The sequence below is a fragment of the Pseudoalteromonas sp. NBT06-2 genome, assembly GCF_002276045.1.
In the GTDB taxonomy this organism is placed as follows: Bacteria; Pseudomonadota; Gammaproteobacteria; order Enterobacterales; family Alteromonadaceae; genus Pseudoalteromonas.
This window is the reverse complement of the sequence record NZ_NQMR01000019.1, coordinates 37,417-62,299: the sequence shown is the minus strand read 5'-3', so window position 1 is coordinate 62,299 and position 24,883 is coordinate 37,417. Positions and strand designations below refer to the sequence as shown.

The 24,883-nt window shown below is 33.3% G+C and carries 22 protein-coding genes and 1 pseudogene; 8 read left to right on the top strand and 15 right to left on the bottom strand.

Features of this window, described 5'->3' with window-relative positions:
- The first annotated feature begins 268 nt into the window (after positions 1-268).
- On the top strand, positions 269-451 hold the full coding sequence (locus CJF42_RS06340; protein WP_095365872.1) for a hypothetical protein: 183 nt from the start codon (positions 269-271) through the stop codon (positions 449-451).
- Between the two features lie 24 nt (positions 452-475).
- Here CJF42_RS06340 and CJF42_RS27295 read toward each other — a convergent pair whose 3' ends face one another.
- Positions 476-679 carry a hypothetical protein gene (locus CJF42_RS27295; RefSeq protein ID WP_170940506.1) on the bottom strand — a complete coding sequence of 68 codons (204 nt, stop codon included), beginning with the start codon at positions 677-679 and terminating at the stop codon, positions 476-478.
- 217 nt (positions 680-896) lie between these two features.
- Here CJF42_RS27295 and CJF42_RS06330 point away from each other — a divergent pair, with 217 nt between their 5' ends.
- Positions 897-3,791: an FAD-binding and (Fe-S)-binding domain-containing protein gene (locus tag CJF42_RS06330; RefSeq protein ID WP_095365871.1), complete on the top strand. Its 2,895-nt coding sequence runs from the start codon at positions 897-899 to the stop codon at positions 3,789-3,791.
- Positions 3,792-3,848: 57 nt separating this feature from the next.
- Here the strand turns inward: CJF42_RS06330 and CJF42_RS06325 are convergent, their stop codons facing one another.
- From CJF42_RS06325 to CJF42_RS06320, 3 genes are read right to left on the bottom strand one after another with little or no spacing between them, the layout of a single operon-like run.
- Positions 3,849-5,063: an EAL domain-containing protein gene (locus CJF42_RS06325; RefSeq protein WP_170940505.1), complete on the bottom strand. Its 1,215-nt coding sequence runs from the start codon at positions 5,061-5,063 to the stop codon at positions 3,849-3,851.
- A 37-nt stretch (positions 5,064-5,100) separates the two neighbouring features.
- Positions 5,101-5,271 (bottom strand): hypothetical protein, encoded by a 171-nt coding sequence (locus CJF42_RS27290; protein ID WP_170940504.1) that lies wholly within the window; start codon positions 5,269-5,271, stop codon positions 5,101-5,103.
- Position 5,272: 1 nt separating this feature from the next.
- A complete protein-coding gene (locus tag CJF42_RS06320) occupies positions 5,273-5,590 on the bottom strand; it encodes a GAF domain-containing protein (protein WP_095365869.1) in 318 nt (105 codons plus the stop codon).
- A 302-nt stretch (positions 5,591-5,892) separates the two neighbouring features.
- Between CJF42_RS06320 and CJF42_RS29020 the strand changes: the two genes are divergently transcribed.
- Positions 5,893-6,015 (top strand): hypothetical protein, encoded by a 123-nt coding sequence (locus tag CJF42_RS29020; RefSeq protein WP_286203471.1) that lies wholly within the window; start codon positions 5,893-5,895, stop codon positions 6,013-6,015.
- Between the two features lie 297 nt (positions 6,016-6,312).
- Entirely contained in the window at positions 6,313-7,689 is a 1,377-nt protein-coding gene (locus CJF42_RS06310; RefSeq protein ID WP_095365868.1) for a hypothetical protein, read from the top strand.
- A 421-nt stretch (positions 7,690-8,110) separates the two neighbouring features.
- On the opposite strand, the gene CJF42_RS06305 is transcribed toward CJF42_RS06310, so the two are convergent.
- Positions 8,111-8,848: a hypothetical protein gene (locus CJF42_RS06305; RefSeq protein ID WP_141235498.1), complete on the bottom strand. Its 738-nt coding sequence runs from the start codon at positions 8,846-8,848 to the stop codon at positions 8,111-8,113.
- Positions 8,849-8,912: 64 nt separating this feature from the next.
- Complete coding sequence (locus CJF42_RS06300) at positions 8,913-11,288, bottom strand: aryl-sulfate sulfotransferase (protein ID WP_141235497.1); 2,376 nt, start codon at positions 11,286-11,288, stop codon at positions 8,913-8,915.
- A gap of 412 nt (positions 11,289-11,700) precedes the next feature.
- Between CJF42_RS06300 and CJF42_RS06295 the strand changes: the two genes are divergently transcribed.
- Complete coding sequence (locus CJF42_RS06295) at positions 11,701-12,600, top strand: hypothetical protein (RefSeq protein WP_095365865.1); 900 nt, start codon at positions 11,701-11,703, stop codon at positions 12,598-12,600.
- 38 nt (positions 12,601-12,638) lie between these two features.
- Here CJF42_RS06295 and CJF42_RS06290 read toward each other — a convergent pair whose 3' ends face one another.
- Positions 12,639-13,796 (bottom strand): anhydro-N-acetylmuramic acid kinase, encoded by a 1,158-nt coding sequence (locus CJF42_RS06290; RefSeq protein ID WP_095365864.1) that lies wholly within the window; start codon positions 13,794-13,796, stop codon positions 12,639-12,641.
- 85 nt (positions 13,797-13,881) lie between these two features.
- On the opposite strand from CJF42_RS06290, the gene CJF42_RS06285 reads away from it, so the two are divergent.
- The gene (locus CJF42_RS06285; RefSeq protein ID WP_095365863.1) at positions 13,882-15,687 is read left to right on the top strand and encodes a glycoside hydrolase family 3 protein; all 1,806 of its coding nucleotides are present in this window, start codon (positions 13,882-13,884) and stop codon (positions 15,685-15,687) included.
- Positions 15,688-15,756: 69 nt separating this feature from the next.
- On the opposite strand, the gene CJF42_RS06280 is transcribed toward CJF42_RS06285, so the two are convergent.
- Both CJF42_RS06280 and CJF42_RS06275 read right to left on the bottom strand, forming a co-directional pair.
- Positions 15,757-16,197: an Hsp20 family protein gene (locus CJF42_RS06280; protein ID WP_095365862.1), complete on the bottom strand. Its 441-nt coding sequence runs from the start codon at positions 16,195-16,197 to the stop codon at positions 15,757-15,759.
- A gap of 154 nt (positions 16,198-16,351) precedes the next feature.
- Positions 16,352-16,792 (bottom strand): Hsp20 family protein, encoded by a 441-nt coding sequence (locus CJF42_RS06275; protein WP_095365861.1) that lies wholly within the window; start codon positions 16,790-16,792, stop codon positions 16,352-16,354.
- Positions 16,793-17,108: 316 nt separating this feature from the next.
- Here CJF42_RS06275 and CJF42_RS06270 point away from each other — a divergent pair, with 316 nt between their 5' ends.
- On the top strand, positions 17,109-17,963 hold the full coding sequence (locus tag CJF42_RS06270; protein WP_095365860.1) for a PA4780 family RIO1-like protein kinase: 855 nt from the start codon (positions 17,109-17,111) through the stop codon (positions 17,961-17,963).
- A gap of 256 nt (positions 17,964-18,219) precedes the next feature.
- Here the strand turns inward: CJF42_RS06270 and CJF42_RS06265 are convergent, their stop codons facing one another.
- The 5 genes from CJF42_RS06265 to CJF42_RS06245 form a co-directional block, all read right to left on the bottom strand.
- On the bottom strand, positions 18,220-18,648 hold the full coding sequence (locus tag CJF42_RS06265; RefSeq protein ID WP_095365859.1) for a GNAT family N-acetyltransferase: 429 nt from the start codon (positions 18,646-18,648) through the stop codon (positions 18,220-18,222).
- A 133-nt stretch (positions 18,649-18,781) separates the two neighbouring features.
- Positions 18,782-19,621, bottom strand: a complete 840-nt coding sequence (locus tag CJF42_RS06260) for a PhzF family phenazine biosynthesis protein (protein WP_095365858.1) — start codon at positions 19,619-19,621, stop codon at positions 18,782-18,784.
- 31 nt (positions 19,622-19,652) lie between these two features.
- Positions 19,653-20,168: a GNAT family N-acetyltransferase gene (locus tag CJF42_RS06255; RefSeq protein ID WP_095365857.1), complete on the bottom strand. Its 516-nt coding sequence runs from the start codon at positions 20,166-20,168 to the stop codon at positions 19,653-19,655.
- Between the two features lie 241 nt (positions 20,169-20,409).
- Positions 20,410-20,934, bottom strand: coding sequence for a peptide deformylase (def, locus tag CJF42_RS06250; protein WP_095365856.1), 525 nt, complete (start codon positions 20,932-20,934; stop codon positions 20,410-20,412).
- Between the two features lie 311 nt (positions 20,935-21,245).
- Entirely contained in the window at positions 21,246-22,148 is a 903-nt protein-coding gene (locus CJF42_RS06245) for a hydrogen peroxide-inducible genes activator (RefSeq protein WP_095365855.1), read from the bottom strand.
- 223 nt (positions 22,149-22,371) lie between these two features.
- On the opposite strand from CJF42_RS06245, the pseudogene CJF42_RS28070 reads away from it, so the two are divergent.
- A pseudogene (locus CJF42_RS28070) lies at positions 22,372-22,860 on the top strand (peroxidase family protein); the annotation flags it as partial.
- A gap of 54 nt (positions 22,861-22,914) precedes the next feature.
- On the opposite strand, the gene CJF42_RS06235 reads toward CJF42_RS28070, so the two are convergent.
- Positions 22,915-24,678 (bottom strand): S8 family peptidase, encoded by a 1,764-nt coding sequence (locus tag CJF42_RS06235; protein ID WP_095365854.1) that lies wholly within the window; start codon positions 24,676-24,678, stop codon positions 22,915-22,917.
- Between the last annotated feature and the right edge of the window lie 205 nt (positions 24,679-24,883).

The window sequence follows — 24,883 nt, the reverse complement described above, 5'->3', positions numbered from 1 at the left end:
TTTATCAACCATATAAATAGCTTTAGCTATGCTAATTTTTTTAGGTGTGCAGATTTAAAACAGTTTACAGATTTATGTTAAATATATTAGACATAATAAATCAAAATAATACAAAATTAACCAATAATGTATAATTCTATCGTTAAGATGTCTCTCACTTCTTATTACATCGCATTTTGCATTGCGAAATGTCGACTTTGATATTAAAACTGGGATTATTTGCATGATCCTGAACTGCTACTTTTACAATTTTAACCGGAGTATTATTATGAATAACTGGAAAAAAGAAGTATCTCATTTAGATAAAGTATTAACTGAACAGCTAGAAGTTAACGAAGAAGATAACTTTGAACAAATGCTGAGTATACATAAACAGGTGAGAACACAGTTAAATCTGGTTAAAGCAGCGTCTCCTTTATCTGATGCACATAGACTCAGCGAATGTGATTAAATTTATGCCCCTCTATGCCTATATTTAACTCCACCATGCTACATGGAGATGTGTAATTTCGAAGTAGCACGGATATAGGCATAACCAAGTCACTTTAAAATGAAGTATCTTGGATATATACCCAAGCCACTTCAAGATGTGAGGTTCAGGACTGCTGAGCAATTCATGATCTAGGCGCATCTTTGCATTAATGGTTACTCCCTTAAAAAAAGATGGAACAACGAGCATGATTTGCTCAGAAGTCCCTGTAAGGTTGGTTTATAAATACTTTATGCAGCGTTATTGATTTTGAAAAGGGAATAACCATGTTCTTCAATCAATGTCTTGCCTAAAGCATTTCTAATTCCAACTGAATCCTGCATCTTGAAGTGGTTTGGGTATATAATACTTTGGTATTTAATGATAATTTAGTTATTAAGCGCCAAAGCATTATTCCGGGATCTGTATGACACATCTGTTATTTACCAATTTCAAATCTCAACTCACTACATTTTTAAATCCAGATGCAATCATTGAATCTTTCACGAAACGTTATGCTTATGGTACTGACGCTAGCTTTTACCGATTAATACCCAAATTAGTTCTAGCACTTAAAAATAAATATCAAATACAGCAAGTTTTAACGCTGGCAAATCAATATAGCGTACCGGTAACTTTTAGAGCTGCGGGCACAAGTTTATCTGGTCAAGCAATAACAAATTCTGTATTAATCACTTTAACTTCTAACTGGCAAAACGCTGAGATTATCGATCAAGGCGATAAAATCATTTTGCAGCCCGGTATTATTGGTGCAAAAGCAAACCAACTATTGAAACCATTTAATAAAAAGTTAGGTCCCGATCCTGCCTCTATTGATAGCTGTAAAATTGGTGGCATGGCAGCAAACAATTCATCTGGCATGTGCTGTGGTGTAAAACAAAATAGCTATCATACCTTAGCTGATATGACGATTATTTTTTCTGATGGCACTTTGCTTGATACATCAAATAAGCAAAGTTGTGATTCTTTTTTAAATACAAAATCAGAGCTTATAAATCACATTAACCAATTGCTGTTAAGCGTACACAATAACCCTGAACTATCTCAGTTAATTAAGCAAAAATATCGTTATAAAAATACCTGTGGTTATGGCATTAATTCATTGCTTGATTTTGAAGACCCTATCGATGTTATTAAACATTTAATGATAGGCAGTGAAGGTACGTTAGGCTTTATAGCAGATATTACTTATCACACAGTTGATGATTATCAACATAAAATAACCGGTTTCTATATATTTGATGATTTAGCTTTAGCGTGTGAACTTGTATCTGAATTTGCAAAACTAAATATCACAGCCCTTGAGTTATTAGATTTTCGAGCATTACAAAGTGTTGCTAATAAACCTTTAATGCAACAATGTTTAAATCAAAATTCTGACGTAGAATTGAGCAAAAACTCAGCGGCTTTACTTATTGAAGTACATGCTAAAAGTGACTATGAATTAGCTACAATTCACAAGCAGTGCCAAAGTCTGATATCTAAATTTCAAACCAATATACAAGCTGAAGTCCCATTCACTGAAGATCAGTCAATCAGTAATCAACTTTGGCAAATTCGCAAAGCAACCTTTCCCGCTGTCGGTGCAACAAGACAAACCGGCACTACCGTAATTATTGAAGATGTCACCTTTCCTATAGAAAAGTTAGCACTAGGTGTTAAAGCATTACAGAGCTTATTTAATAAATACCAATATAATGAAGCCATAATATTTGGCCATGCATTAGATGGTAATTTACATTTTGTTTTTACTCAGTCATTTAATGTACAAAGCCAAACTAATAGATACAGTGCATTTATGCAAGACGTTGCTCAATTGGTAGCAATTGAATTTAAAGGTTCATTAAAAGCTGAGCATGGCACGGGTCGAAATATGGCGCCGTTTGTTGAATTAGAGTGGGGCTCTGATGCATACAAATTAATGCAACAAATAAAACAGGCTTTTGATCCTAATAATATTTTAAATCCAGATGTTGTAATAAGCGACAATAACAACATACATTTAGAAAATTTAAAAAAAATGCCACCAACTGATGACATAATAGATCAATGCATTGAATGTGGTTTTTGTGAATCCGTCTGCCCATCAAATGGTTATACGTTCACACCTAGGCAACGTATTAGTGTTTGGCGACGCATTGTAGAACTTGAAAGTAGCCTTAAACAAGATTTAAAAAATGACTTAGTAAAACAAGAACTAGATGCACTACAGCAAGATTATCAAAGCTTAGCTATAGACTCTTGTGCTGCTACAGGTTTATGTGGATTAAAGTGCCCTGTTGACATAAATACAGGTGAGTTTATAAAGTCATTACGAGCAAAAAAAATAACAAACAAAAATGCCTTCTTAAAGTTATCAAAATTAACAGCAAAGCATTTAGATAAAACAATTTCAGCTGCAAAACTTGGTTTATCCGCGGTAAATGCTATTCATTCTGTAATACCTAAACCAGTTATAGAAAAAAGTTTTAAACTACTTAATTTTGTTACTAATAATCATATTCCTTTGTATTACCCAGCTTGGCCTAAAGGTGCTAAAACCATTTCATCAAACAAATCAGAGTTTAATACAGATAAACAAAAAGTTATCTATATACCAAGCTGTGGTGGCAGAGCATTTGCGCAAGATGAAACAGCTCAAGATCAACGCCCTTTATTTGAAGTAATGACTTCAATTTTAGAAAAAGCTAATTTTGAAGTGTTGATCCCACAAAGAATTAATAATCTATGCTGTGGTATGCCTTGGCAGAGCAAAGGCGATAATCAAAGTGCTGATCAAAAATCTCAAGAACTAATAACAATAATTGAATCTTTAAACCAAGATAATAAAATTCCTGTGATAATTGATGCGAGTCCATGTTCTTTAACGCTCAATAATTTTGAAAATATCGCATTTAAAGTTTATGAAACTGCAGAGTTTATAAATCTCAATGTTTTAACTTCTTTAAAAATCATCCAACAATCACAACCTATTACACTACATGTTACCTGTAGTAGCAAAAGGCAAAACACTGAACAAAATTTAATTGATATTGCTAAAGCTTGCGCAAATGAAGTGTTGATCCCAAGCGATATAAACTGCTGTGGTTTTGCTGGTGATAAAGGATTTTTTGAGCCCGGGCTCAATGAAAATGCTTTAAAACCCCTGAAACTACAATTAAATAACTGTAATATAGGGAAAATAACAGAAGGATTTTCAAATAGCCGAACTTGCGAAATAGGCTTAACCAAAGCAACTGATATTCCCTATCAATCAATTGTTTACTTGCTTGATAGGGTGAGTAAATCTTTAGGTAATTAGATCATGAGTTGCTCAGCAGTCCTGAAACTCGCATCTTGAATTAGTTTGGGTATATATTTAGATGATCGTAGTCATTGTGAGATAACCTTTCACATCTTTCTCTTGCTTAAACTGATTGCACTTTAACCAATGCACTACCTTGGATATCGGCATTGGTTTAGCAATGTGATAACCCTGAATACAACTTGGTTGTATATATTGGGTTATTTGATAATCTTTTGCGCACTCAACGCCTTCAATGATGACGTCAAACCCTAATTCTTTCGCTATGGTTGTGATCCCCGCTGAAATTTTAAGGTTTGCTGGATCCGCCTCTATTTGTCTTAAAAAAGATTGATCTAATTTTATACTATGTGCAGGGAGCTTAGTTAAATATGATAAAGAACTTTGACCAACACCAAAATCATCAATATGAATGTTTATTCCTAAATCACGTAAATTCTTAAGCCCAATGGCAATAGTATCCAAATCTTTTATCAACGCTGTTTCTGTTATTTCAGCGATGAGTTGTCCGCTCGACATTGCCAGTGTTGCTAATTTCAATTTATCGTGTATTTTATCAAAATATAGATCATAACAAGATAAATTTACCGCTATTTTAGGAAACATATTTTCTGTTGATAGTACTTGAGCGGCTTCTATTGCCAGGTCAATAACGCGTAGAGTTAAATCTTGCATTAATGGCGTTTCTTCAATCCATGATATTATTGAAAATGGACTAATGTTACCCAATTCAGGATGTTTCCATCTTAATAGGCACTCAAGTTCGATACATTGTTCAGATTTAGAATCTATAATGGGTTGAAAATACAATCTAATTTCTTCAGAGTTTTTTAATGCTCTAGGTAGATCCGACATTAACTTAAATTTTTTTTGAAGAAGGTTATCTTCTTTTTCATTGTATGCAATATAGGGATGCCTTGTGCCTCTGATCTGAATCAATGCTGAAGTAGCGAAACGTATCAGTTCTTTGGCATTTTCATTACCTTCAATGTACCGACTAACAAAACCTATTTTAGGGCAAGGTAAATATTCTACTCCGTTAATATTGATTGGTGATTTAAGTTGCTTAATCAGCTGTTTTAAAGCCATTATATCATTCTCATAATGAATATCTTTCACAATAGCCAGATAAACATTTTTGCTGTGAGAATAAAGTAGTGTTTTGTCAGGACATTTATTTATCAGATGTGCTACTGACTCAACAATACAAGTTTTAACAAAGTTGCTACCCTGAACGGCTTCGCCTGCTTGTAAAGTATAATCATTCATCAATTCGATGGCTAAAATTGATAGTACTTTAGATTTATTAGCGTTCATTGATAAGTTCTGATAATTGATTTATCGCTACAGTTTCAGTAGACAACATCGCTGTATGATCTATCTCATTATGATTGGCTTTTAATTGTAAAAGTCTCATGGTTAACTTTGCTAATTCTTCCAGTTTATTTGTTTGTTCTTGGCTGAGCGTTTGCCGCATTTTAGTGTCGACAAAGCATAAGGTACCAACTGGAAAACCTTGCTCGGTCTTTAGAAGCATCATTAACAATTAATGCTGTTTTTTGTTCTATCGCCGCTGAGCAAAATGAATCTCTACGATCCATTTCTTTGACATCAGTGCCAAAACCAGATTTAAAAAACAAGCGATCTCTATCAACCATAGAGATAAATGACATCGGTGCGTCAAATATTATAGAAACCATTTTGGTTATTTGATCAAAATCACTGTCCCTTTCTGTATCTAGCACATTAAGTTTATGTAGCGCATTGATGCGTTTTATTTCAAAATCAGGTGTCATTATTGAGCCTCTTTGATGTTGTAAAATAGTCGAAATTTCTGTTATTTACAAAATTCAATGATGTTGTTTATATCATAGTAATGTCGGTTGATGTATTTGGCACGCTTATCGACTTGCTGAAATCGCGCATTTCCATGTAGCATGGGTATATACCCAAACCACTTCAAGATGCAGGATTCAGTTGGAATTAGAAATGCTTTAGGCAAGGCATTGATTGAAGAGCATGGTTATTCCCTTTTCAAAATCAATAACGCTGCATAAAGCATTTATAAACCAACCTTACAGGGACTTCTGAGCAAATCATGCTCGTTGTTCCATCTTTTTTTAAGGGAGTAACCATTAATGCAAAGATGCGCCTAGATCATGAATTGCTCAGCAGTCCTGAACCTCACATCTTGAAGTGGCTTGGGTATAAAGGTTTCTAACTACTAACATCGAAAAAGACAAACATGAACAATGGCTTAAATTAAGACTAAAGCATTAGCTGTCAAACAATATCACCCTGTATACTGTTCCAAGTTTAACTATACCCAAGCCACTACAGAATTCAGTTAGAGTTAGAAACGCTTTAATTTCAACCCAGAACATCAAGGGAGTAAGCTGTTTTGTTTTTTCCTAGAGGTTTCCTAGTATTTACAGAAAATATAACAGTACATCTTTGACAACAAGAACCCATAAAAGGTACATTGTGATTTAATATTTGATTATAAAAAGGAATGTAATTGTTCTTATCTCAGCATATAAAATTTACTATTTTAAAATTGGCTATGTATACAAATATTCATAAACATACAATAAAATATTACGCACATAAAACAATTAAAAGTGAAAAGTTTATAAAACTAATTTTACTTGTTAATGGAATTACGAGTTTTTTTTTAATAAACAAAATAGTACCCAAAATAGATAACTTTAATAAGGCAAGTCAATTTAATCTTCATAATATGTTAAATAAATCTAACCCAATTGATTTTGATCTAGAATCAAATCTAGAATACATGCTTTTTATTATAGGACACCATCAAATAGAGTTATGTAAATCTGGATCATTTTATGGTAAATATATTATAGACTTCTCTCACATGAAGGATATGAGTCTCATTTCTGAACATATCAAGCCTACCATAGGCGTTTTTGATCTTATTGATAATAAATTAAAAATTAATAAAATCTCTATTGATAACAAATTAATTAAACCAACTGACGCACAATGGTTTTTAGCAAAGAAAGAGCTTTGTAGAAATAGTATTCTTTTTGCAAAATTTCAATACCATGCTTTATCAATACATATGAAATTTGGTGAAATTTTAAAAGAATTAACAGAAAATAGCTCAAAGTATCCTTGTAAAAGTTTACTTTATATATTCACAGACAAAGTTCATTTTAAAATAATCAACAACTTGTTAGAAGATATTCTTATCCACAAAGATGATCCTATCAGGTTTCTTAAGGATAATAATGTAGACTCCAATAAAATACATGATTACTTAAAAGAGGATTCTGTTAAGGGATTTAAAGTCAGAAAGTTTAATTATAATGATTACTTTAATGATAATTGTTTTAAGAATATAAACGAGCCTTATCCAAAATTTGTAAAAAAACTATGGGACTGCTTTAACCTTTTTGTTAGGCAATACATTGAAACTTTTTCAAATTTAACTTTAAATGAAATAATACCAGTTAACATGCAAGATAATATTTACGATTCTTTAAGGTTCAAAGTAAAGGATAAAAATGACCTAATTGAAATATTAACCATAATTATTTTTCAAAACTCTGTTGGCCATAGCATTGCATGTGGACATATATTTGACATGCATAACTACGATATAGGTCAAATGCATATTAACAAAAATGTGCACCTTAGAGCTGCTATTAGACTTCAAGTTCGTCAGTATAGTTATCAAGGGTTTAATACTATAAAGGAGTTATTCCCTCTTCTTGAAGCAAAAAAATTTGAAAATAATAGTCATCAAAATATATATAATTTATTTCAAGAATCACTTTTGAAAGTTGAAAGTGAAATTTTAAATCATGAAGATTCAGATAAATACACTTGTTTACTCCCTTCCAAAATATCTAGAGTAATACATACATAGTTTGAATAACTTCCGAATCAAGATTAAAATATTTTTCAATATACTATTTTAACAATATATACCCATAATACCTCAAAACGAGCGATTTCGGCGAGAATTAAACAGGATTTAGATAAGGCATTAATTGAAGAGAATGGTTATTCCCTTTTCAAGATCAATAACGCGGCTTAAAGTGCTTCTAAACCAACACATAAGGGACTTCTAAGAAAATCATGCTCGTTGTTCCCTACATGCATTGCCAAGAATACGGGTATATGTTGTATATACCTCTTTACCTGTGCTACTTGGCAATAACATAAGATCTCACTTGTATGCCACCCATGCTTCAAGCTCAGCTGGCATACCAGCATGATTTCCTTTAAGTACTAGAATATATTCAGCTTTTGTTTAATAATTTGTTGGACGGTGTCTCTTTAGCAGCTCATAACATTAACTCTAATGTAACTTGTTCAGATAAAGATAACAAAACCAGCCTCCCATTTTTATGGCTAGGTACTGAGTGAGTTATTATTTTAAGGGCTTCACTTACATTAATTGAAATAACTAATGATAATGGCTTATGACTAGCTGGGATCTCTAAATTGATAGGAAAGTTTTTACCAAAAGCATAATCTGATTTAGCAATTATATGAGAAGTACCTATATTTAATTCAAATTGTTTCCCTGCAATAAATAAGCTCGATTTAGTGATTTCAGAAGATAAACCTTGGTTATCTGGTACCTTACCCAAGGTGTAATTCATTTGACAATATTTTCCTTTGGGCAACTTATATATGCCTAAATAAATATCTGTTTTAACTAATAAATTATGGCGTTGTTGAACGGGTATTTGAGTTGGCTTTGTAAAGCTCACACCATGATTAGCATGAGCCGCAGGTATTAACCAAGATAACAAATTAACTTTATCATTATTAACAGGTTTTAAGTTAATTTGTGGGCAGGCAATTAATTCAAAACTAAATGAAGACAGATAAGCTTGCGTTAAATTAATTAAGTCACCATTTTGTGCTGTTAATTTATTATCTAGTGCGGGGATCTGCAGCTTAACTTCAACTCTTGTAAAGTCATCACTGTGTGCTAATACTAAACTACTCTTGATTAATAAAAGCCAAACAAAGCTAAGTTTAAGCCATGTGTTTTTTAATATTTTTATATTCAAAACTGATATTCCAAAAGCCACATCTATTACACTAAATGTGGCTTATTAAACTATAAATTATAAACTACGGATTAAATCTCGGGTTATTGTCAGATACTAAATGTGTTGGCCCTTTGAAACATGCCATATAATAAGGCCATTCATCTGTCGCGTAATAAGCATAACTGCCATCAGGACGTATCATACCATTACATTCATCTAGTGGACTTAAATCTGCTTGGTACTCATGATAGTTCCAAGCGTTTTCATTTGAATAATCTCCTGTACCAATATAACGATAGCTGCTATTTACTTTAACTGTGCTACTACAACTTTCATCGCTACATTCCCAAGGTGACATAATAGGGAAGCCATCTAATGCATAAGCCATTACAACTCCTGACGTTTGTGCTGGTAATAAAGACTCAGCACCTCCTAAGGTTTCCCATTCAAAAAAGCACTTTGCACGTTCATGAAAATGATACTCACGGGTATGGCCGCCACAATAGTTCAATAAACCATCCGTTACAGGATTTGCATAGTTATCAGCTGAGTTTTCATTTGGACCAAAAATTTGCAGACCTGTCACCGTCACAGCAATCGGGCCCAATAAAGGAATCGCCACTTGTTGTGATGTTAAGTTAGGGTTTCTCGGTATCGTCCAACTTTTATAAATGGTAGAAGGGATCGCGCTGCCTTGACCTAAATTGATCCAATCAAAATTAGTCGCACCATTACTCGTAACATATAACACTTCATCATCACAAGTCACACTTAATGTTGGTTTTAACGCATCGCCAAAAAGATCTGCATTGGTATTACCATCTAAATTATAATCAATATAATTATCTGAATTATTGGTATCAACAAAGTTAACTGCTTCACTGCAATTAGCAATATCAATGGGAGAATTTACATTATTTGGCGGAGTTTGGACTAAACCAACAGAGCTACTCATTAAATTTTGCCAACTAATACGTTCTGCACGATAAATAGCAGTATTTAAGACTATTAACTCCCATGTCACTTGCGATGGCAACTCAGGTGTTACTTCAATAATATGTGCTGTATTACTGCTACCGGGACCACCAGCATTAATTAAAATATTGCCATTGGATAATTCATCAACATCACCTAAAGCTTGGGTATATTTAGGAGCGATATATTCCCAGTTTTGAACAGCCGTCATTTCATTGGTATTAATGTTATAACGCACCGCCCTACTATTATTTATATTGCCGGCAAGTTCTGACTCATTTCGATTATCAAATATTAAAATATCACCCAAGTTTGTAAACATAGCGGCATGCTGACTTGCCATCCAACTGCCATTATTTAATGTGAAAAAACTACCTGAGTAGCTATTAGATATCTCTTTATCATCACCTAAAATCCAAAGTACATTTCCCGTTTGATGATCAATATTAAGCACCCAGCTTTGTGAGCGACTAGATAATAGAATTGTATCGTCATGGGGATCATAAAAAAGCGCATTCGAATGAGTCCAATCTTTTTGCCCGTTATTAATTCGATTAGCCAATACTCCCGGAAAACGCTCTGTATCCATATGTTCAAAAGAAGACCATTGCCATAACGTATTACCTTGCTGATCAAGTTCTATAATTTTATCGCCTTTGATTTGTTCATTATTAATTGTGGCAACTTCAGTGGTCAGTACTAATAAATTACCATTACTTAATAAATTTACATCATGGTGATATGTTGGCAAATCATATGTTTGTAAAATTTCTCCTTTGGTATCAATTATCCAAACAGCACGTGTTAGCAATAACATTAATCGTCCGTCACCTAAAGATTTCACAACAGGGGATGCCGACATAGGAATATTATCTCCATGTAAATACCATACATATTCACCAGCTTCATCTACACCATAAAAAGTTGAAGCACCTTCAGTAGCAGCAAAAAAAGTAATACCACCAAGGCTATTTTGTTCATGTGTTAAAACTTCAACGATTGGTGCATCTGCAGGTAAATCACCAGTTGTATGTGTTTCTATATCTGTTTCATAAACTTGATTATTACTATCTGTAATGATGGCTTTAAAGTTATATGGTGTATTTTCACGCATACCAACAATCGTAAAAACGTGCTCTTTACCTAGATCACTTTTAAGGGTTTGTTTAAGAGCTGTATTTTCTGAACTAAATTCGATTATAACTTGTGCATTTTCTTGTGTGATTACACTCGCTATCGCCATTAAGTTATTTTCGCTATGACCGACTACACTCAAACTACTATCAGAAACTGGTGTATCATTATCGTTACCAGAGTCATTTCCAGATCCTGTGCCATCATCAACAATAGGATCTGGCACAATATCGACCATTTTTTCTGAAGAGGAACTTCCGCCACAACCACCAATTAAAAATAACAGCATTACAAATATAAATGATGTCCGATAGTCATTTATCATCTTATTATTAGACTTTTTAAACAAAATGGTTCCCCTAAATTACTTTGCATTTATTTCAATTTAAATACAGAAAAATTCTTACAATAAATGTAGTCAATTCTGATTTGAAATAATTAACTTAAAACTATAAACGCTTAAAAGTTGAATTGGTTGACATGAAAATGTAATTTAAAAATTGAAATGAGCTAAATCAGCAGAAAAAACGATGCGACTTATACTATTTTCGTTAATAAAGAGGTCAATCAGCGGAAGTTCTAAGCGCTTTAGGCATGGTATTGGTATTAATTATTGTATGGATGGTGCAAGCCTTGAAAAAGCAAAAAATCGATATCAAAAACAGGCAAAGTTAAGCTGTAGTGTGTAGTCCACATATTTCATATAATCTATTAGCATAATAAATTATAATATTATTTTTATTCAATAACTTGGATTTACCATGCAACTAAATAGCGCATTAGAAAGAGTGGCAACCATACATCAGCAACACGCAATAAAGTGCTATTTAGCAGTAAAGTCTCTTAAAAATATGTTTAATTGGCCAAAAGAAGATTGGAGTACAATTGAAAATCTAATCAAAATAGAAGAACCTAAATTTGATTTAAAAATACTACAATCTAATGAACTTCCTTTTGAAGTTATTAGAAGGCGCAGACATTGGGTTTTAGCCCATGCAATATATCCATATGCATATTTCACAATGCTAGATTGGTTTCAAGAATCTTGTAGTAAAAAAATATTTGATTACTACTTAGAACAAAGTACCGAAAAAAATGAATATTTAGGGCACAATGTATCAATTTTATTAGCATTTATAAAAGCATGGGACGAGGTACACACTGAAAATCAAAAACTGAGGTTTATTGAGCGATTCTGTGAGTTTATTACAGCTACATTTTATGGCAACAATCATAAGTCATACCCTTTACACCATGATTACAAACATTTAGAAAATTTTGGAATAAATGAAGTATTAAAATGCGCCCTTGCACAACCTGGATTTTGGGGTCACCATATTATAGCGCTAGCCTCTATTACGAGAGCTCAGTCCTCCTTATCAGAAACAACATTTGAAAAACTATTGATTAACTTACATGAGCAGTGTCATTGGGTTTATCAAGATGAAATGGATCAACCACATATTAATGAACTTGTAGAGCAAGTACCATCATTCAAAGAGTTAGAATGCCAATGCCATAAATTACTTCTCAATAAAAAAGATAACTTACATCAAATCACATTAGCGGAGTCTATTGCATACATTTTTCATAGAGTAGACATCTCTCAAAATAACAAGTTGAGATTACTAGAAATTCTGAAGCATTATTCAAAAAACTAACGATCAGTAATTTATTTCGTTAAAGGTAAGTACTTCTGCTAAAAACTATTAAATATTCGTGTAATTGAACCACATATCTCAGAGCGCCTTGCCCCTGTCACTTGTGGATCATTACCAGATAGTCTATTTAAACATCTATGTGCTAACCAAGCGAAAGCCATCGCTTCCATAAAATCACCACTGATCCCCACATCATCTGTTACTTTAACTTGCCAAGTTGGTAATGAGGTTTTCAAATATTGCATAATTGCATTATTTTTAGCGCCACCACCACATACTAAAAGGCGACCGGAGGGTAAATAATTGATAGCTTCAACAATAGGGTTACAAGTTAAAGCAACAAGTGTCGCCATAACATCTTCATCAGATATATCACCTTTATAATAAGTCAGTTTTTGCTCAAGCCACTCTAAGTTAAACAATTCACGTCCTGTACTTTTTGGCGCAGGTAAACCAAAATAATTTTCTGAACCAAGTAACTTTAATAATGTATCGTTACATTTTCCTTTTGCAGAAAAGCCACCATTTTCATCATATCGTTTACCAGATACTTTAGCCATCCAACTATCAAGTAATACATTACCTGGCCCAGTGTCAAAACCAATTAAAGGAGGTGGATTAATAATAGATATATTTGCGATACCGCCTATATTTAAGAATACGAGAGGTTGCTCGATTATTGATGTCATTTGAGAAACTAATCCTTGATGAAACAAAGGCACTAATGGTGCACCTTGACCACCTAAAGCAATATCCATTGACCTAAAATCAGTCACAGTTGTAATATTAGTATTGACTGCTATTTTTGCAGCATCAACCAATTGCATTGAAAATGAATTATTACCACAAGGCTGATGAAATACAGTTTGCCCATGACAACCTATCGCAATAATTTGGCTTGGCGCTATTTTTTGATTCTTTAAAAGTAAATTAACCGCTTTGGCATAAGCTAAACTTAACTCACCAGTGATCTCACCCAAATTTTGTAATGAAGTATTTTGTGTTTCACATAATGACAATATACTTTTGCGTAAATCATTATCAAAGGGAAATTCCTCCCCAACTACAAAGGTCGTTTTATTATCATTTTTAGAAATTGATACCAAAGCGACATCTATACCATCAAGACTTGTTCCTGACATTATGCCTAAATAATATTGGTTTAAAGAAGTATCTGTTGTATTGGTGGTTTTCATATAAAATAACAATCTCAAAGCAAGCGACGAATTTAAATCTAATTTAGATTTTAGCCACTTTATGGTTTTAAAAACAGGACTTTAAATGTCAGTTGTATCTGGAAATAAAATAAAACATCAAAATGTACCTTTAAAAGTACAAATTGCACAAAAATTAATGATTGATTTACGTTTTTATAATGATGAACCCATCTCTAAAATAAATGAACGTAAACCATTAACCACACTCCCTAAATCAATTAAAACTTTTATAAGTGATAGTCACCTAGGTGGCATTATTTTATTTTCAGACAATTTAGAAAACCCAGAACAAACCATCAAACTCAATTATGACTTACAACAAGCAGCTTCAAATTCTCATTTTAAATTTCCTTTACTTATTTCAGTTGATCAAGAGGGAGGGCGCGTATTTAGAACCAACCGTCAAGATACCACCTCATTTACCGGAAATATGTCAATTGGAGCAACTTATGAAAAATATGGTTGTGTATATGCAGCTAAAACCGCAGAAGTTATAGGGAATGAACTAAACCATTTAGGTTTTAATGTTAACCACGCCCCCACTATAGATGTAAATGCAAACCCTAATAACCCAGTGATAAATGTGCGCTCTTTTGGTGAGAGCCCTGAAACAGTTGCGAAACTGGGATTATCACAAGTAAAAGCATTTCAAAAAAATATCATAAGCACCATTAAGCATTACCCTGGTCATGGTGATACCGATGTTGATAGTCATACAAGTTTACCTGTTGTAACGCACGATCTTGGTACAATATATAAAATGGATATCGCACCATTTAAATACATAATAGAAAACTCAAAACCTGCAATGATCATGACTGCACATATACAATACCCTGCATTAGATAATAGTGAATTTATTACCAAATCTGGCACCAAAGTACTTAAACCTGCTACGATGTCTCGCATTATGATCAATGATATTTTACGTAACGAATTAAATTATCAAGGTGTCATTATTACTGATGCTTTAGATATGGCTGGCATAGCTAACTTTTTTAGCGAACATGATGCTGTTATAAACACTTTTAAAGCGGGTGTTGATATTGCACTAATGCCAATCAAAATCAGGAGCCCGCTAGATTTTAATAAGTTAGAAAAACTCATTGATGCCATAGTCTGTGCAATAGAAATAGGAGAATTAGATAAAAAAGAGATCCATAGCTCATTTTATCGTATCCAAAAGCTTAAAAATGATTATGAGTTAGAAAAATCATTTGATGTTGATATAAGTGATTCAATAAAAAAAGCAAAAACACAACTTGCCAGTGATCTAAGTCGAAAGTTAGAGCAGCAACTGGCTGATGATGCCATTACGTTAGTTACTGGTTGTGATGACATTTTACCTCTGAAGGAAAATCAAAAAATTCATTTGATCATGCCTGATAAAACAAAATCTATTACACTAAAGCATATGCTTAATACGCATTTAGGCAATAAAACTTTAATTACCTATACCAATATGCACAATTATGATTTAAATCAAGTTCACCAACAGATCAAAAATGCTGATATTGTAATAGCCAGCCATATTTCTCCCAAGCAAAGTGCTGCAGAAATGGGCGGCATGGATGATTTAGCTGTAAACTCAAAAATAAGTAAAAATGTAACTAGTCCACAAGCTGTTTATGATTTATTAAAACTTGCCAAAAAACATAATAAGCAAACCATGTTTGTAAGCTTAAGAACCCCTTATGAAATTACTAAATTTAAACAAGTGGCAGATCTCTGTTTAGCAACATATGCCTACAATACTTATATTGACCTCAATTCAAATGAAATAAATAGTCCTGCATTATATGCTTTAAGCAAAGTATTAACGGGGAAAATATCAGCAAAAGGTGTTTTACCTGTTACCGTTAATATTTAATATTAACGCATAGAAAAAGCCCGATAAATCGGGCTTTAAAATCAGGGGAATAACGAAAAATAAACAAAATTAGTGTTCTACTAACACCTCTTTACCAATTTGAATTTGACGAGGTTTAAGTTCTTCGGGTATTTCTCTTTCTAAATCAATATATAACAAACCATTTTCGATATTTGCCGATAATACCTTAACGTGATCACCTAATTGGAAAGATTTTTCAAAATTTTGAATGGTAAGTCCTTGATGAACAAACTCAGATTCTACTTTCTCTACTGGTACTATTGTACCTGTGATTTTTAAAGCTTTATTTTGAGATTCAATATTTAATTCTGATTCTGTAAAACCAGAGACAGCCATAGTGATGCGATATTTATTATCATCAAAAGATTCTATATTATATGGAATGGAATTTGATTTTTTGTCATTTCGTTTAGCCGTATCAATTAAAGAAGTTAATTGTTCAAAGCCGATGAATGAACGGTTTAGTGGAGAAAAGTTTATTGTACGCATAATATTATCCTCATTGAGCGATATTGTATTGTGCTCTTCATAATGAACGAGCATTTTGTTTTACTATTATTTAAGTGGACCCTTTGGGCATCCTACTTTGTTTGAAACTACAGATAATTATGCAGTTTCATTTTTATTTATAATCAAATATTGACTAACTTTCTAATAATTTACTACTGCCAATTTTGATTTGGCGCGGTTTCATTGCTTCAGGAATTTCTCTTTCTAAATCAATATGAAGTAAACCATTCTCTATATCAGCACCCATTACTTTAACATGATCGCCTAGTTGAAATTTACGTTCGAAGTTACGTTCTGCGATACCTTGATGAATAAAATTACTTTCGATCTTAGATTTATTGGCTTTGGTACCGGTTATTTTTAAATTATTATTTTCTGATTCAATAGCTAGCTCAGATTCGGTGAATCCGGCAACAGCCATGGTAATACGGTATTTATTTTCTTTTAGCAGTTCAATATTATAAGGGGGAAAACCTGATTGTTTTTCGTTACGATTTGCTGCATCTATAAGAGAAGCTAAATGATCAAAGCCGATGAATGAACGATGAAGTGGTGAAAAATCTACTGTACGCATAATATTATCCTCATTGAGCGATATTGATAATTCAACATTGAATTATCTTTAGTTTTGCTCTTCATAATGAACGAGCGTTTTGAGTGTTATCTATAAACTTAGAAAAACGTTTAAATTAAATAGTTTGTTTGGAACTATGTACTACTTTTAACTTTGGGACCCTGTCGGCGTCCTCTGATTAAAGATATATGGATAAAAAAATAACTTTCAAGGGGAAATAGTAAAAAATTAAATTTTTCTTAAAAAATTATCTTTATTAACGTAAAATGATTTCTTGTACTAAATTAACAACGCGAAGTAGAAAGAACTAAACTATATGAAGACACCAAAACGGATCCAACCTTTAGTTGATGAAGGCCTAGTCGATGAAGTTATCAGCCAGCTAATGAGTGGCAAAGAAGCAACTGTATATGCCGTACGTTGTGGTGATGAAGTACGTTGTGCCAAAGTTTATAAAGAAGCAATTCAACGTAGTTTTAAAAAAGCAGCACAATATAATGAAGGCCGAAAAGTAAGAAGTAGTCGCCGCGCTCGCGCAATGGAAAAAGGCTCTAAATTCGGCAGAAAACAACAGGAAGAAATTTGGCAAAATGCAGAAGTGGACGCTTTATATAAAATAGCCGAAGCAGGCGTACGCGTACCTGAACCTTTTGGCTGTTATGATGGTGTGCTATTAATGGAATTAATCACCGATGAAGATGGTGATGTTGCACCACGCTTAAATGACGTTGAAATGTCAGAAGAACAAGCAATTGAAGATCATCTAGTCGTAATGACCTATGTTATGCGTATGTTATGTGTAGGTTTAGTACACGGTGATTTATCTGAGTTTAATGTACTCGTTGATGAATATGGTCCTGTGATCATAGATTTGCCACAAGCAGTAGATGCCGCAGCAAATAATAACGCCAAAGCCATGCTTAAACGTGATGTGAAAAACATGACTAATTATTACAGTCAATTTGCACCTGAACTTTCAAAAACACATTATGCCGAAGAAATGTGGGCACAATTTGAAGCGGGTGATTTACATGCCGATTATGAACTAACAGGCCAATTTAAACAGAGTACTAAGCAAGCAAATGTTGATTCTGTATTAGATGAAATTAAAGCTGCATTTGAAGAAATGCAAGATAGAGAAGAAGCAATTGCAGCGAGCTTAGAAGACTAATTTATGATTTAGAGTTGATTTTTTTTAAACAAACCAAAAGATCTGCTCTTTTTATGATGTGATAAAAGCAGTTTCTACTGTTTATACTAATAATTCGCTTATTGTTTAAGTTTAGTCATATGAAGAGTCTCTGACCCTAAGTTACATAAAAATATTTTGCTTTAACATTATTAGCAAATATTTTTCAATACAATAAGCAATATTCTTGTAATTTAAATATTAAGTGATAGAAAATACTCAGCTATTTTCAATAACTTTACCCTAAGGTTTTCGTTAAATAATGTGATGCATGCCCTTTTGGTCTATCCGGTAAAGTTGCAACATGTTCATAACCCGCTTTTTCATAAAAAGGCTTTGCTTGCCAGCTTGTAGTTTCTACAAATGCCTTTTCACAACCATTTTCTTTGGCAAAAATTTCAGCCTGTTTTACAAGTTTATTGCCAATACCTTGGCCTCTACATTCTTGTGAGAGCCAGAGTAATTCTATATGCAAAGTATTCCAATAACAGTTACAACGGATCCCACCTGTAACCTCATTTAAATCATTTCGCGAAAATACTGAAAACTTAACTTCAGCTTCATTAAGCTCTAAATCAGGGATTGATTTTTGATTAAATGAGATAATCCCTTGGCTAATAATATGTGCCTCTTCTTTCGAAGCAGATGTCGTTAATTCTATTTTCATTTATTTTCTCAATTCTTACTTAACTAAAGTATGCATTTTAAAATTAAGGGGTGATTATAAAGATAATTAGAATACAAAACAGATACAGAAATATAAAATAAAAACCAATACAGATTACTTTATTAAAAATCCGTTAAACAAAATTAATATTTGCCACTTTACATACTTGCCCACTTACATAAACATTACTAAATTCATTTTTATCGCCATCAATACAGACCTTTATTTCACTTGGTCGCCCTAAAAAACGGCCTTGTTTTATAACAAACGATTCTTGAATATTTACTTTATTATGTTTACATAAAAAAGCGCCAGCAGGGCCTGCGGCACTACCCGTTGCAATATCTTCAACTTTTCCAAAATTATCCCAAGTGCGGCCTTCAAAAGTATTAACATCCAAAATATATGCAAATTTAGCCTTATGTTTGGCCAGTAAAGATTCCAAGTTATTTATATCAATTTTTACCTGTTCGATGCCGCCGCTAATTGGAATTATAAGATATGGCAACCCCGTTGATATCACTTCAAGCGGCAAGTTCGAAACCTGTTCTATATTAAATACATCTAAAAATACTTGTGAATCTGTGGTAGAAAGCGTTTTAATAAACTCTGGCTTGCCTTGTTCCATTGCCGCTTCAAAATAATGATCTAACTTATTAGTTTTTAGTTTAACTGTTTTTGTATTGAGCTTTACATGCCATGTGAGTGTATCATCTTGACCATATTCCTCATGTAAATGTGCCGCTAAACCAATTAAAGGGTGGCCTGCAAAGTCTAACTCTTCTTCAACTGTAAATATTCTTGCATTAAACCCATTTTCCCCTTTTACAACAAAAATTGATTCAAACTGTCTCATTTCTTGAGTCAACAATTGCATATTTTCAGATGATAGTTCATCAAAATCATAAAATATCGTAAGTCCATTACCTGAGAGTTTGTCTTTTGCAAATACATCAACTAACTTACATTTCATTTTAACTTCCTTTTGTGATTTGTAGTCAAACTTATAATTCAAGTGAAAATTTAACACTCGGAGTATCGTAGCCAACTAACTTACTCTCCCCCTGCATACTAAAACCCAATTTATTTAACACATTAACTGAGTTGATATTATCTTTTGCTGTATAACCAAGAATACGTGTTAATTTTAATTCATTTTTTGCATAATCAAGCACTGCTTTTGCAGCTTCCTGCAAATAACCTTGTTTATGATATTGACTCATTAACGCATAACCCAAATCAATATCATCTGTATTGTCTCGTTTAAACAATCCACATGAACCAATCGGTATATTGGAATCTTTCAATAGAATAAGAAACATACCAAAACCATTTTTTTGATAACTTTTCATTGGCCCATCAATAAGAAATTGCTGCGCATCTTCAAGATTATAAATTTTCTTATCTGCAATATTCTTAATAAATAGAGGTTCGTTAAAGTGCGCTAAAACAAAAGCATTATCATCCTCTTTCATCTGACGTATTATTAATCTTGAAGTCGACGCTATCACTTTATCCATGGAATACTCCTTTGATTCTGTTTGAATTTATTAAGGCTAAATTCACTATATAGCATGTTTAGAGGGATAAATAATGAGATAAATTGTTTTTGTATGAATTGAACTAATAAGAGATGTGAATCCGATTAAACCTTTTGTTATAAGATCTTTGTGAGAATGACTTAACGACACAACTTACTACCCAATCAAGATGCTTCAGGACTGCTGAAATCACGCATTTCCATGTAGCATCAGTATAAGTTTACAATACAGCTTCCTTTATTGCTTTTTTAACTTTTTTAACTTTTTTAACTTTTTTCAAAGCTAGTTTCTGCTTTAACGGTGAAAGATAGTCAATAAATAACTTGCCTTTTAAATGATCTATTTCATGCTGCAATACAATTGCAAGAAAGTCATCAGACTCTATAAGCACCTCTTTTCCTGTACGATCTAAACCTTTAACTTTAACACTTGTGAACCGCTCGACATCAGCATAATACCCTGGTACAGACAAACAACCTTCTTGCCCTTTTTCAATGTTTTTTCCACTGATCACTTCAGGGTTAATAAGTATTAAAGGTGAATTTCGTTTTTCAGATACATCAATCATAATAATTGCTTCTTTTCGACCAACTTGTGTAGCAGCTAAGCCGATACCATCATCAGTGTCATACATTGTATCTAACATATCATCAATCAAACCTTGGACTTTTTCAATTTGGATAACGCGTTGTGCTTTAACTTTTAATTTTTCATTTGGAGCTTTAATAATGTCTAAAACGGCCATATTTCCTCAATATTTCAATTAAGAGTTAATCCATAAACATGAATTAACTCTATTCAAAGCAGGACTTAATTATGAAATTTGGCAACATTGATCGCCATAATAATTGTTAGGGTAATTACATTGGGTTCTTTTTTGTTTATTCTCTCTTTTTTCAAAGATTGATTTTATATTATTTAATATACTTTTCATATTGTTCACCTTAGTTGTTTAGTACAAAGCCAGTGTGATGTATTTTTTAAATTTGTTAAATCAGGTTAATTAGAAGATATAATTCTAAAAAACTGGACTTTCAATTTTCACTTTTTAGTACTTTAATTACACTTTTCAGATAATTGCGCAGAAAAAATATCTTTAAGCAGAATTAATTCTCTGGTTCTCACATAATTAGGCCTAATAACTAAAGCTATCGTTCTGTGTGGCCCTGGTTCATTTAAATGAATTGCTCTGAGTTCTGATTCATTATAGGTAAGTTGATCTAGCGCCATTTGTGGTACTAAGGTTGTGCCAAGCTTGCCTGCAACCATTTGAATTAAAGTATGTAAACTTGCTGAATCAAAATCTGAATCTTGCTTTTTATTGTGTAAACTACATGCTGCTAATGCATGCTCTTTTAAACAATGGCCATCTTTTAATAACATTAACTTTTCAATTTCTAACTCTTCACTGGTAATTTCTTTTACTTTACTTGGACATTCATCTTTATGGCATACCCAATAAAAGTCTTCTTGCCAAAAATCAAAACTCATTAATCCGTCTATTGGATATGGCAAGGCAAGTATCGCAGCATCAACATCGCCATTTCGAACCATATCGACTAGAGTATGAGATTGTTCTTCAACGATTTTTAATTTGAAATCTGGATATTTTGCTCGAACTTCAGGCAATACTTTTGGTAAGAGGTAGGGGCCAATTGTGGGGATCACTCCTATACTCATAGGTGCTGAAAAATGTGCTTTATTTAATTGTGATATTTGTAATAACTCGTCCAATTCCAATTTTACTTTTTTTGCTTTATTAAGTATTAACTGCCCATCATTGGTGATCAAAACTTGTTTATTATTTCTTTCAAATATTGTTACATCAAGCTGTTTTTCAAGCTCATTGATTGCTGTACTTAATGCCGATTGAGATACATTACATGCTTCAGCCGCTTTTTTAAAATGCAGAGTCTTTTCAATAGCTAAAGCGTAGTGCAGTTGTTTTAATGAAATCATATATCTTTAAGTGTTATTAATAATGTTACTTCGATTCTAATCAGTAAGTAAGCATAGTGCACGATTAAAAAACAGAATGTTATCTTTAATTTAATCAATTATAAAAGTTTCACCTTAAACTCCAAGCTTTATATTAACAATAAATCAACTATAAATCAGTAACTTAATAATACTAAAAAAGTCAATACCACTGGCAGTTGCTATTTCAGTTGCGCTTTTATCTATGGTGATATATTCCTCTTCACATGCAGCGAATAAAAAAATAATCAATTTTGGTGGCTTGAACAATTAAACTTGAGCCCACTTCGCCAACATGGTGCAGAATCAAACCCTGATGCTGAGCGTAGTTCAATTACGCTAAATAGTTTGCAACGATCGATTTAGTTACACTTAAAAAAAATATTCAAATCACATTCACTGATTCAAAAACCGGCTTATCTGCTGGTTGGGGACATTATGATCTACTGATGATCGAATGGCATAGCTCAGGGGGTTATCGTGTACACAATGGTCGTGATGGTGCATCTGGCGGACAACAAAGATTCGACCCACTTAATAGCTGACCCGATAATGCTAATTTGGCTAAAGCCCGGCGTTTATTATGGCCTGTTAAACAAAAATATGGTCGTAAAATTTCTTGGGCGATTTAATGGTACTATCAGGAAACGTCGCCCTCGAATCTATGGGTTTTAAAACCTTTGCTTTTACCGGTGTAGAACCGATAATTGGAGGCCATAATATTTATGGCCTAGATACTGCAAAAAATTTATTGTGCTGTCAAAGAAACACCTGAGAAAGTAGAATAAGCATATAAACTTAAATACCAAGTGCCAGCTGTAGGATTAGTTATAGTACAAGTCTCAGTGCTAGTCGGTGTTGTTGATTTACATTGATAGCTGTTTTCGGTAGCGTAACTTCCAGCTTGTATATATAAATCCATATCTCCAGTGCCACCCATTGTATTAACTGTAAATGATGCTGTATTTACTGGCACATCAATTGTAATATCAACCCATTGACCTTGTGAAGCACCTAGATTCGTTTCGGTTACATTAAGACCCCCTCCTGTATTGCCTTTCGCCCTTAAAACAGCAGCTTCAGCATCAACAAGACCTGTACCACAACCAGAACAAGATGCTGGGAAAGTACGAGTTGTGCTTTTCAATATATCTTCAATTTCATCAGGTGTTGCACTTGGTTTAGCTTGTTTTATCAGAGCTGCAACACCTGCTATATGAGGTGCAGCCATTGATGTACCTTGCATATAAGTTAAAGTATCAGAGCTAGGGCCATTACTACCAGTATTATGTGTAGATAATACACCATAGTTATTACCATATCTTTGATCGCCACCAGGAGCAGCTAAGTCGATAGCATCACCATAGTTTGAGTAAGATGCACGTGCACCTGTAGGGCCAGTAGCAGCAACATTAACTACTCCGCTACAGTTACCTGGATTAAAATTATTTGCATTTTGACCGTCATTACCTGAAGCAACAACAATAACTGCGCCATTAGATCTCGCAGTATTGATTGCTGTTTGTGTTACTGAGCTACATGCGCCTTGACCACCTAAACTCATATTAATAACTGATGCTGGATTTGCATTGTTTGGTACACCAGATACAGACCCCCCTGAAGCCCAAATAATCGCATCGGCAATATCAGAAGTTAAACCACCACATTTACCTAAAACTCTTACTGGTACAACTTTAGCGTTATAAGCTACACCAACACCACCTTGACCATTACCTTCAACTGCAGCAATTGTTCCCGCGACATGAGTTCCATGCCAGCTTGAACTTTGATCTGTTCTAGGTACCGGATTGCCTTGCTCGTCGTTACCACACTCACCACGAGTAATCGCATCGCCAGGATCTCTCGCATCTGAGTCACGTCCACCAGTACCATCATTTTCTACTAGAGAATGTGAGATCATATCGTAGCCACCTACGATATTATCCACTAAATCAGAGTGTGGACGATAACCTGTATCGAGTACGGCAACAGTTACACCATTACCAGTTGCGTTATTCCAAGCTCGAGGTAAATTAATTCCTGAAGTTTCATTTGAGTAATGCCATTGAGAGCTATAACTAGGATCATTCGGTGTTGCGTAGTGTTGTAACATTTGATCTAATTCAATTGATTCAATATTCCCTGACGCAGCCATATCTAGCATATATTTTTGTGCTTCAATAGCCGTCATTTTTTTATTTACACTAATGACATGATGGTTTTTAAGTGCCATAGAACGCATATATTGTGTTTTTAGATTATTATTATTTTTAAAATTATTAGCAAAGTTTTTGGCTTTATCTTGCAAGTCTTTAGTTGAAGTACTCATTACAGTACCTATCTGATGCTTATTCATTTTATATTTAATAATGAATTGTGTTGCACCTAAGTTCTGGCTGGCTAATTTTAGCTCTGTTTGTTTTAAATCTATCTGTGCAGCATTTATATGAGCAGTAGAAAAAACTGCAGGAATAGCAATTGCTAATAAATGTTTTTTAAATGTGTGTTTCATTAATTTATCCTGGATTATTGTTATTAATTTTGTATAAATAAATCATTAATGTTTATTTACGGGTACAATTGTAAATAAAAAGTAACAGTGATGATAGGGGAGCACCAGCCATTTAAGGCAAAAGGAAACAAAAACAAGGTAACACGTTAAAGTTAAGATAATGCGACGCAGAAAAACTCTGGATAATACTGTAACTTCCCAACAT

Coding starts and splice junctions, on each gene's coding strand:
- CJF42_RS06340 (WP_095365872.1), top strand. CDS start 269: ATGAATAACTGGAAAAAAGAAGTATCTCATTTAGATAAAGTATTAACT.
- CJF42_RS27295 (WP_170940506.1), bottom strand. CDS start 679: ATGCTCGTTGTTCCATCTTTTTTTAAGGGAGTAACCATTAATGCAAAG.
- CJF42_RS06330 (WP_095365871.1), top strand. CDS start 897: ATGACACATCTGTTATTTACCAATTTCAAATCTCAACTCACTACATTT.
- CJF42_RS06325 (WP_170940505.1), bottom strand. CDS start 5,063: ATGAATGATTATACTTTACAAGCAGGCGAAGCCGTTCAGGGTAGCAAC.
- CJF42_RS27290 (WP_170940504.1), bottom strand. CDS start 5,271: ATGCGGCAAACGCTCAGCCAAGAACAAACAAATAAACTGGAAGAATTA.
- CJF42_RS06320 (WP_095365869.1), bottom strand. CDS start 5,590: ATGACACCTGATTTTGAAATAAAACGCATCAATGCGCTACATAAACTT.
- CJF42_RS29020 (WP_286203471.1), top strand. CDS start 5,893: ATGCTCGTTGTTCCATCTTTTTTTAAGGGAGTAACCATTAATGCAAAG.
- CJF42_RS06295 (WP_095365865.1), top strand. CDS start 11,701: ATGCAACTAAATAGCGCATTAGAAAGAGTGGCAACCATACATCAGCAA.
- CJF42_RS06290 (WP_095365864.1), bottom strand. CDS start 13,796: ATGAAAACCACCAATACAACAGATACTTCTTTAAACCAATATTATTTA.
- CJF42_RS06285 (WP_095365863.1), top strand. CDS start 13,882: ATGTCAGTTGTATCTGGAAATAAAATAAAACATCAAAATGTACCTTTA.
- CJF42_RS06280 (WP_095365862.1), bottom strand. CDS start 16,197: ATGCGTACAATAAACTTTTCTCCACTAAACCGTTCATTCATCGGCTTT.
- CJF42_RS06275 (WP_095365861.1), bottom strand. CDS start 16,792: ATGCGTACAGTAGATTTTTCACCACTTCATCGTTCATTCATCGGCTTT.
- CJF42_RS06270 (WP_095365860.1), top strand. CDS start 17,109: ATGAAGACACCAAAACGGATCCAACCTTTAGTTGATGAAGGCCTAGTC.
- CJF42_RS06265 (WP_095365859.1), bottom strand. CDS start 18,648: ATGAAAATAGAATTAACGACATCTGCTTCGAAAGAAGAGGCACATATT.
- CJF42_RS06260 (WP_095365858.1), bottom strand. CDS start 19,621: ATGAAATGTAAGTTAGTTGATGTATTTGCAAAAGACAAACTCTCAGGT.
- CJF42_RS06255 (WP_095365857.1), bottom strand. CDS start 20,168: ATGGATAAAGTGATAGCGTCGACTTCAAGATTAATAATACGTCAGATG.
- def (WP_095365856.1), bottom strand. CDS start 20,934: ATGGCCGTTTTAGACATTATTAAAGCTCCAAATGAAAAATTAAAAGTT.
- CJF42_RS06245 (WP_095365855.1), bottom strand. CDS start 22,148: ATGATTTCATTAAAACAACTGCACTACGCTTTAGCTATTGAAAAGACT.
- CJF42_RS06235 (WP_095365854.1), bottom strand. CDS start 24,678: ATGAAACACACATTTAAAAAACATTTATTAGCAATTGCTATTCCTGCA.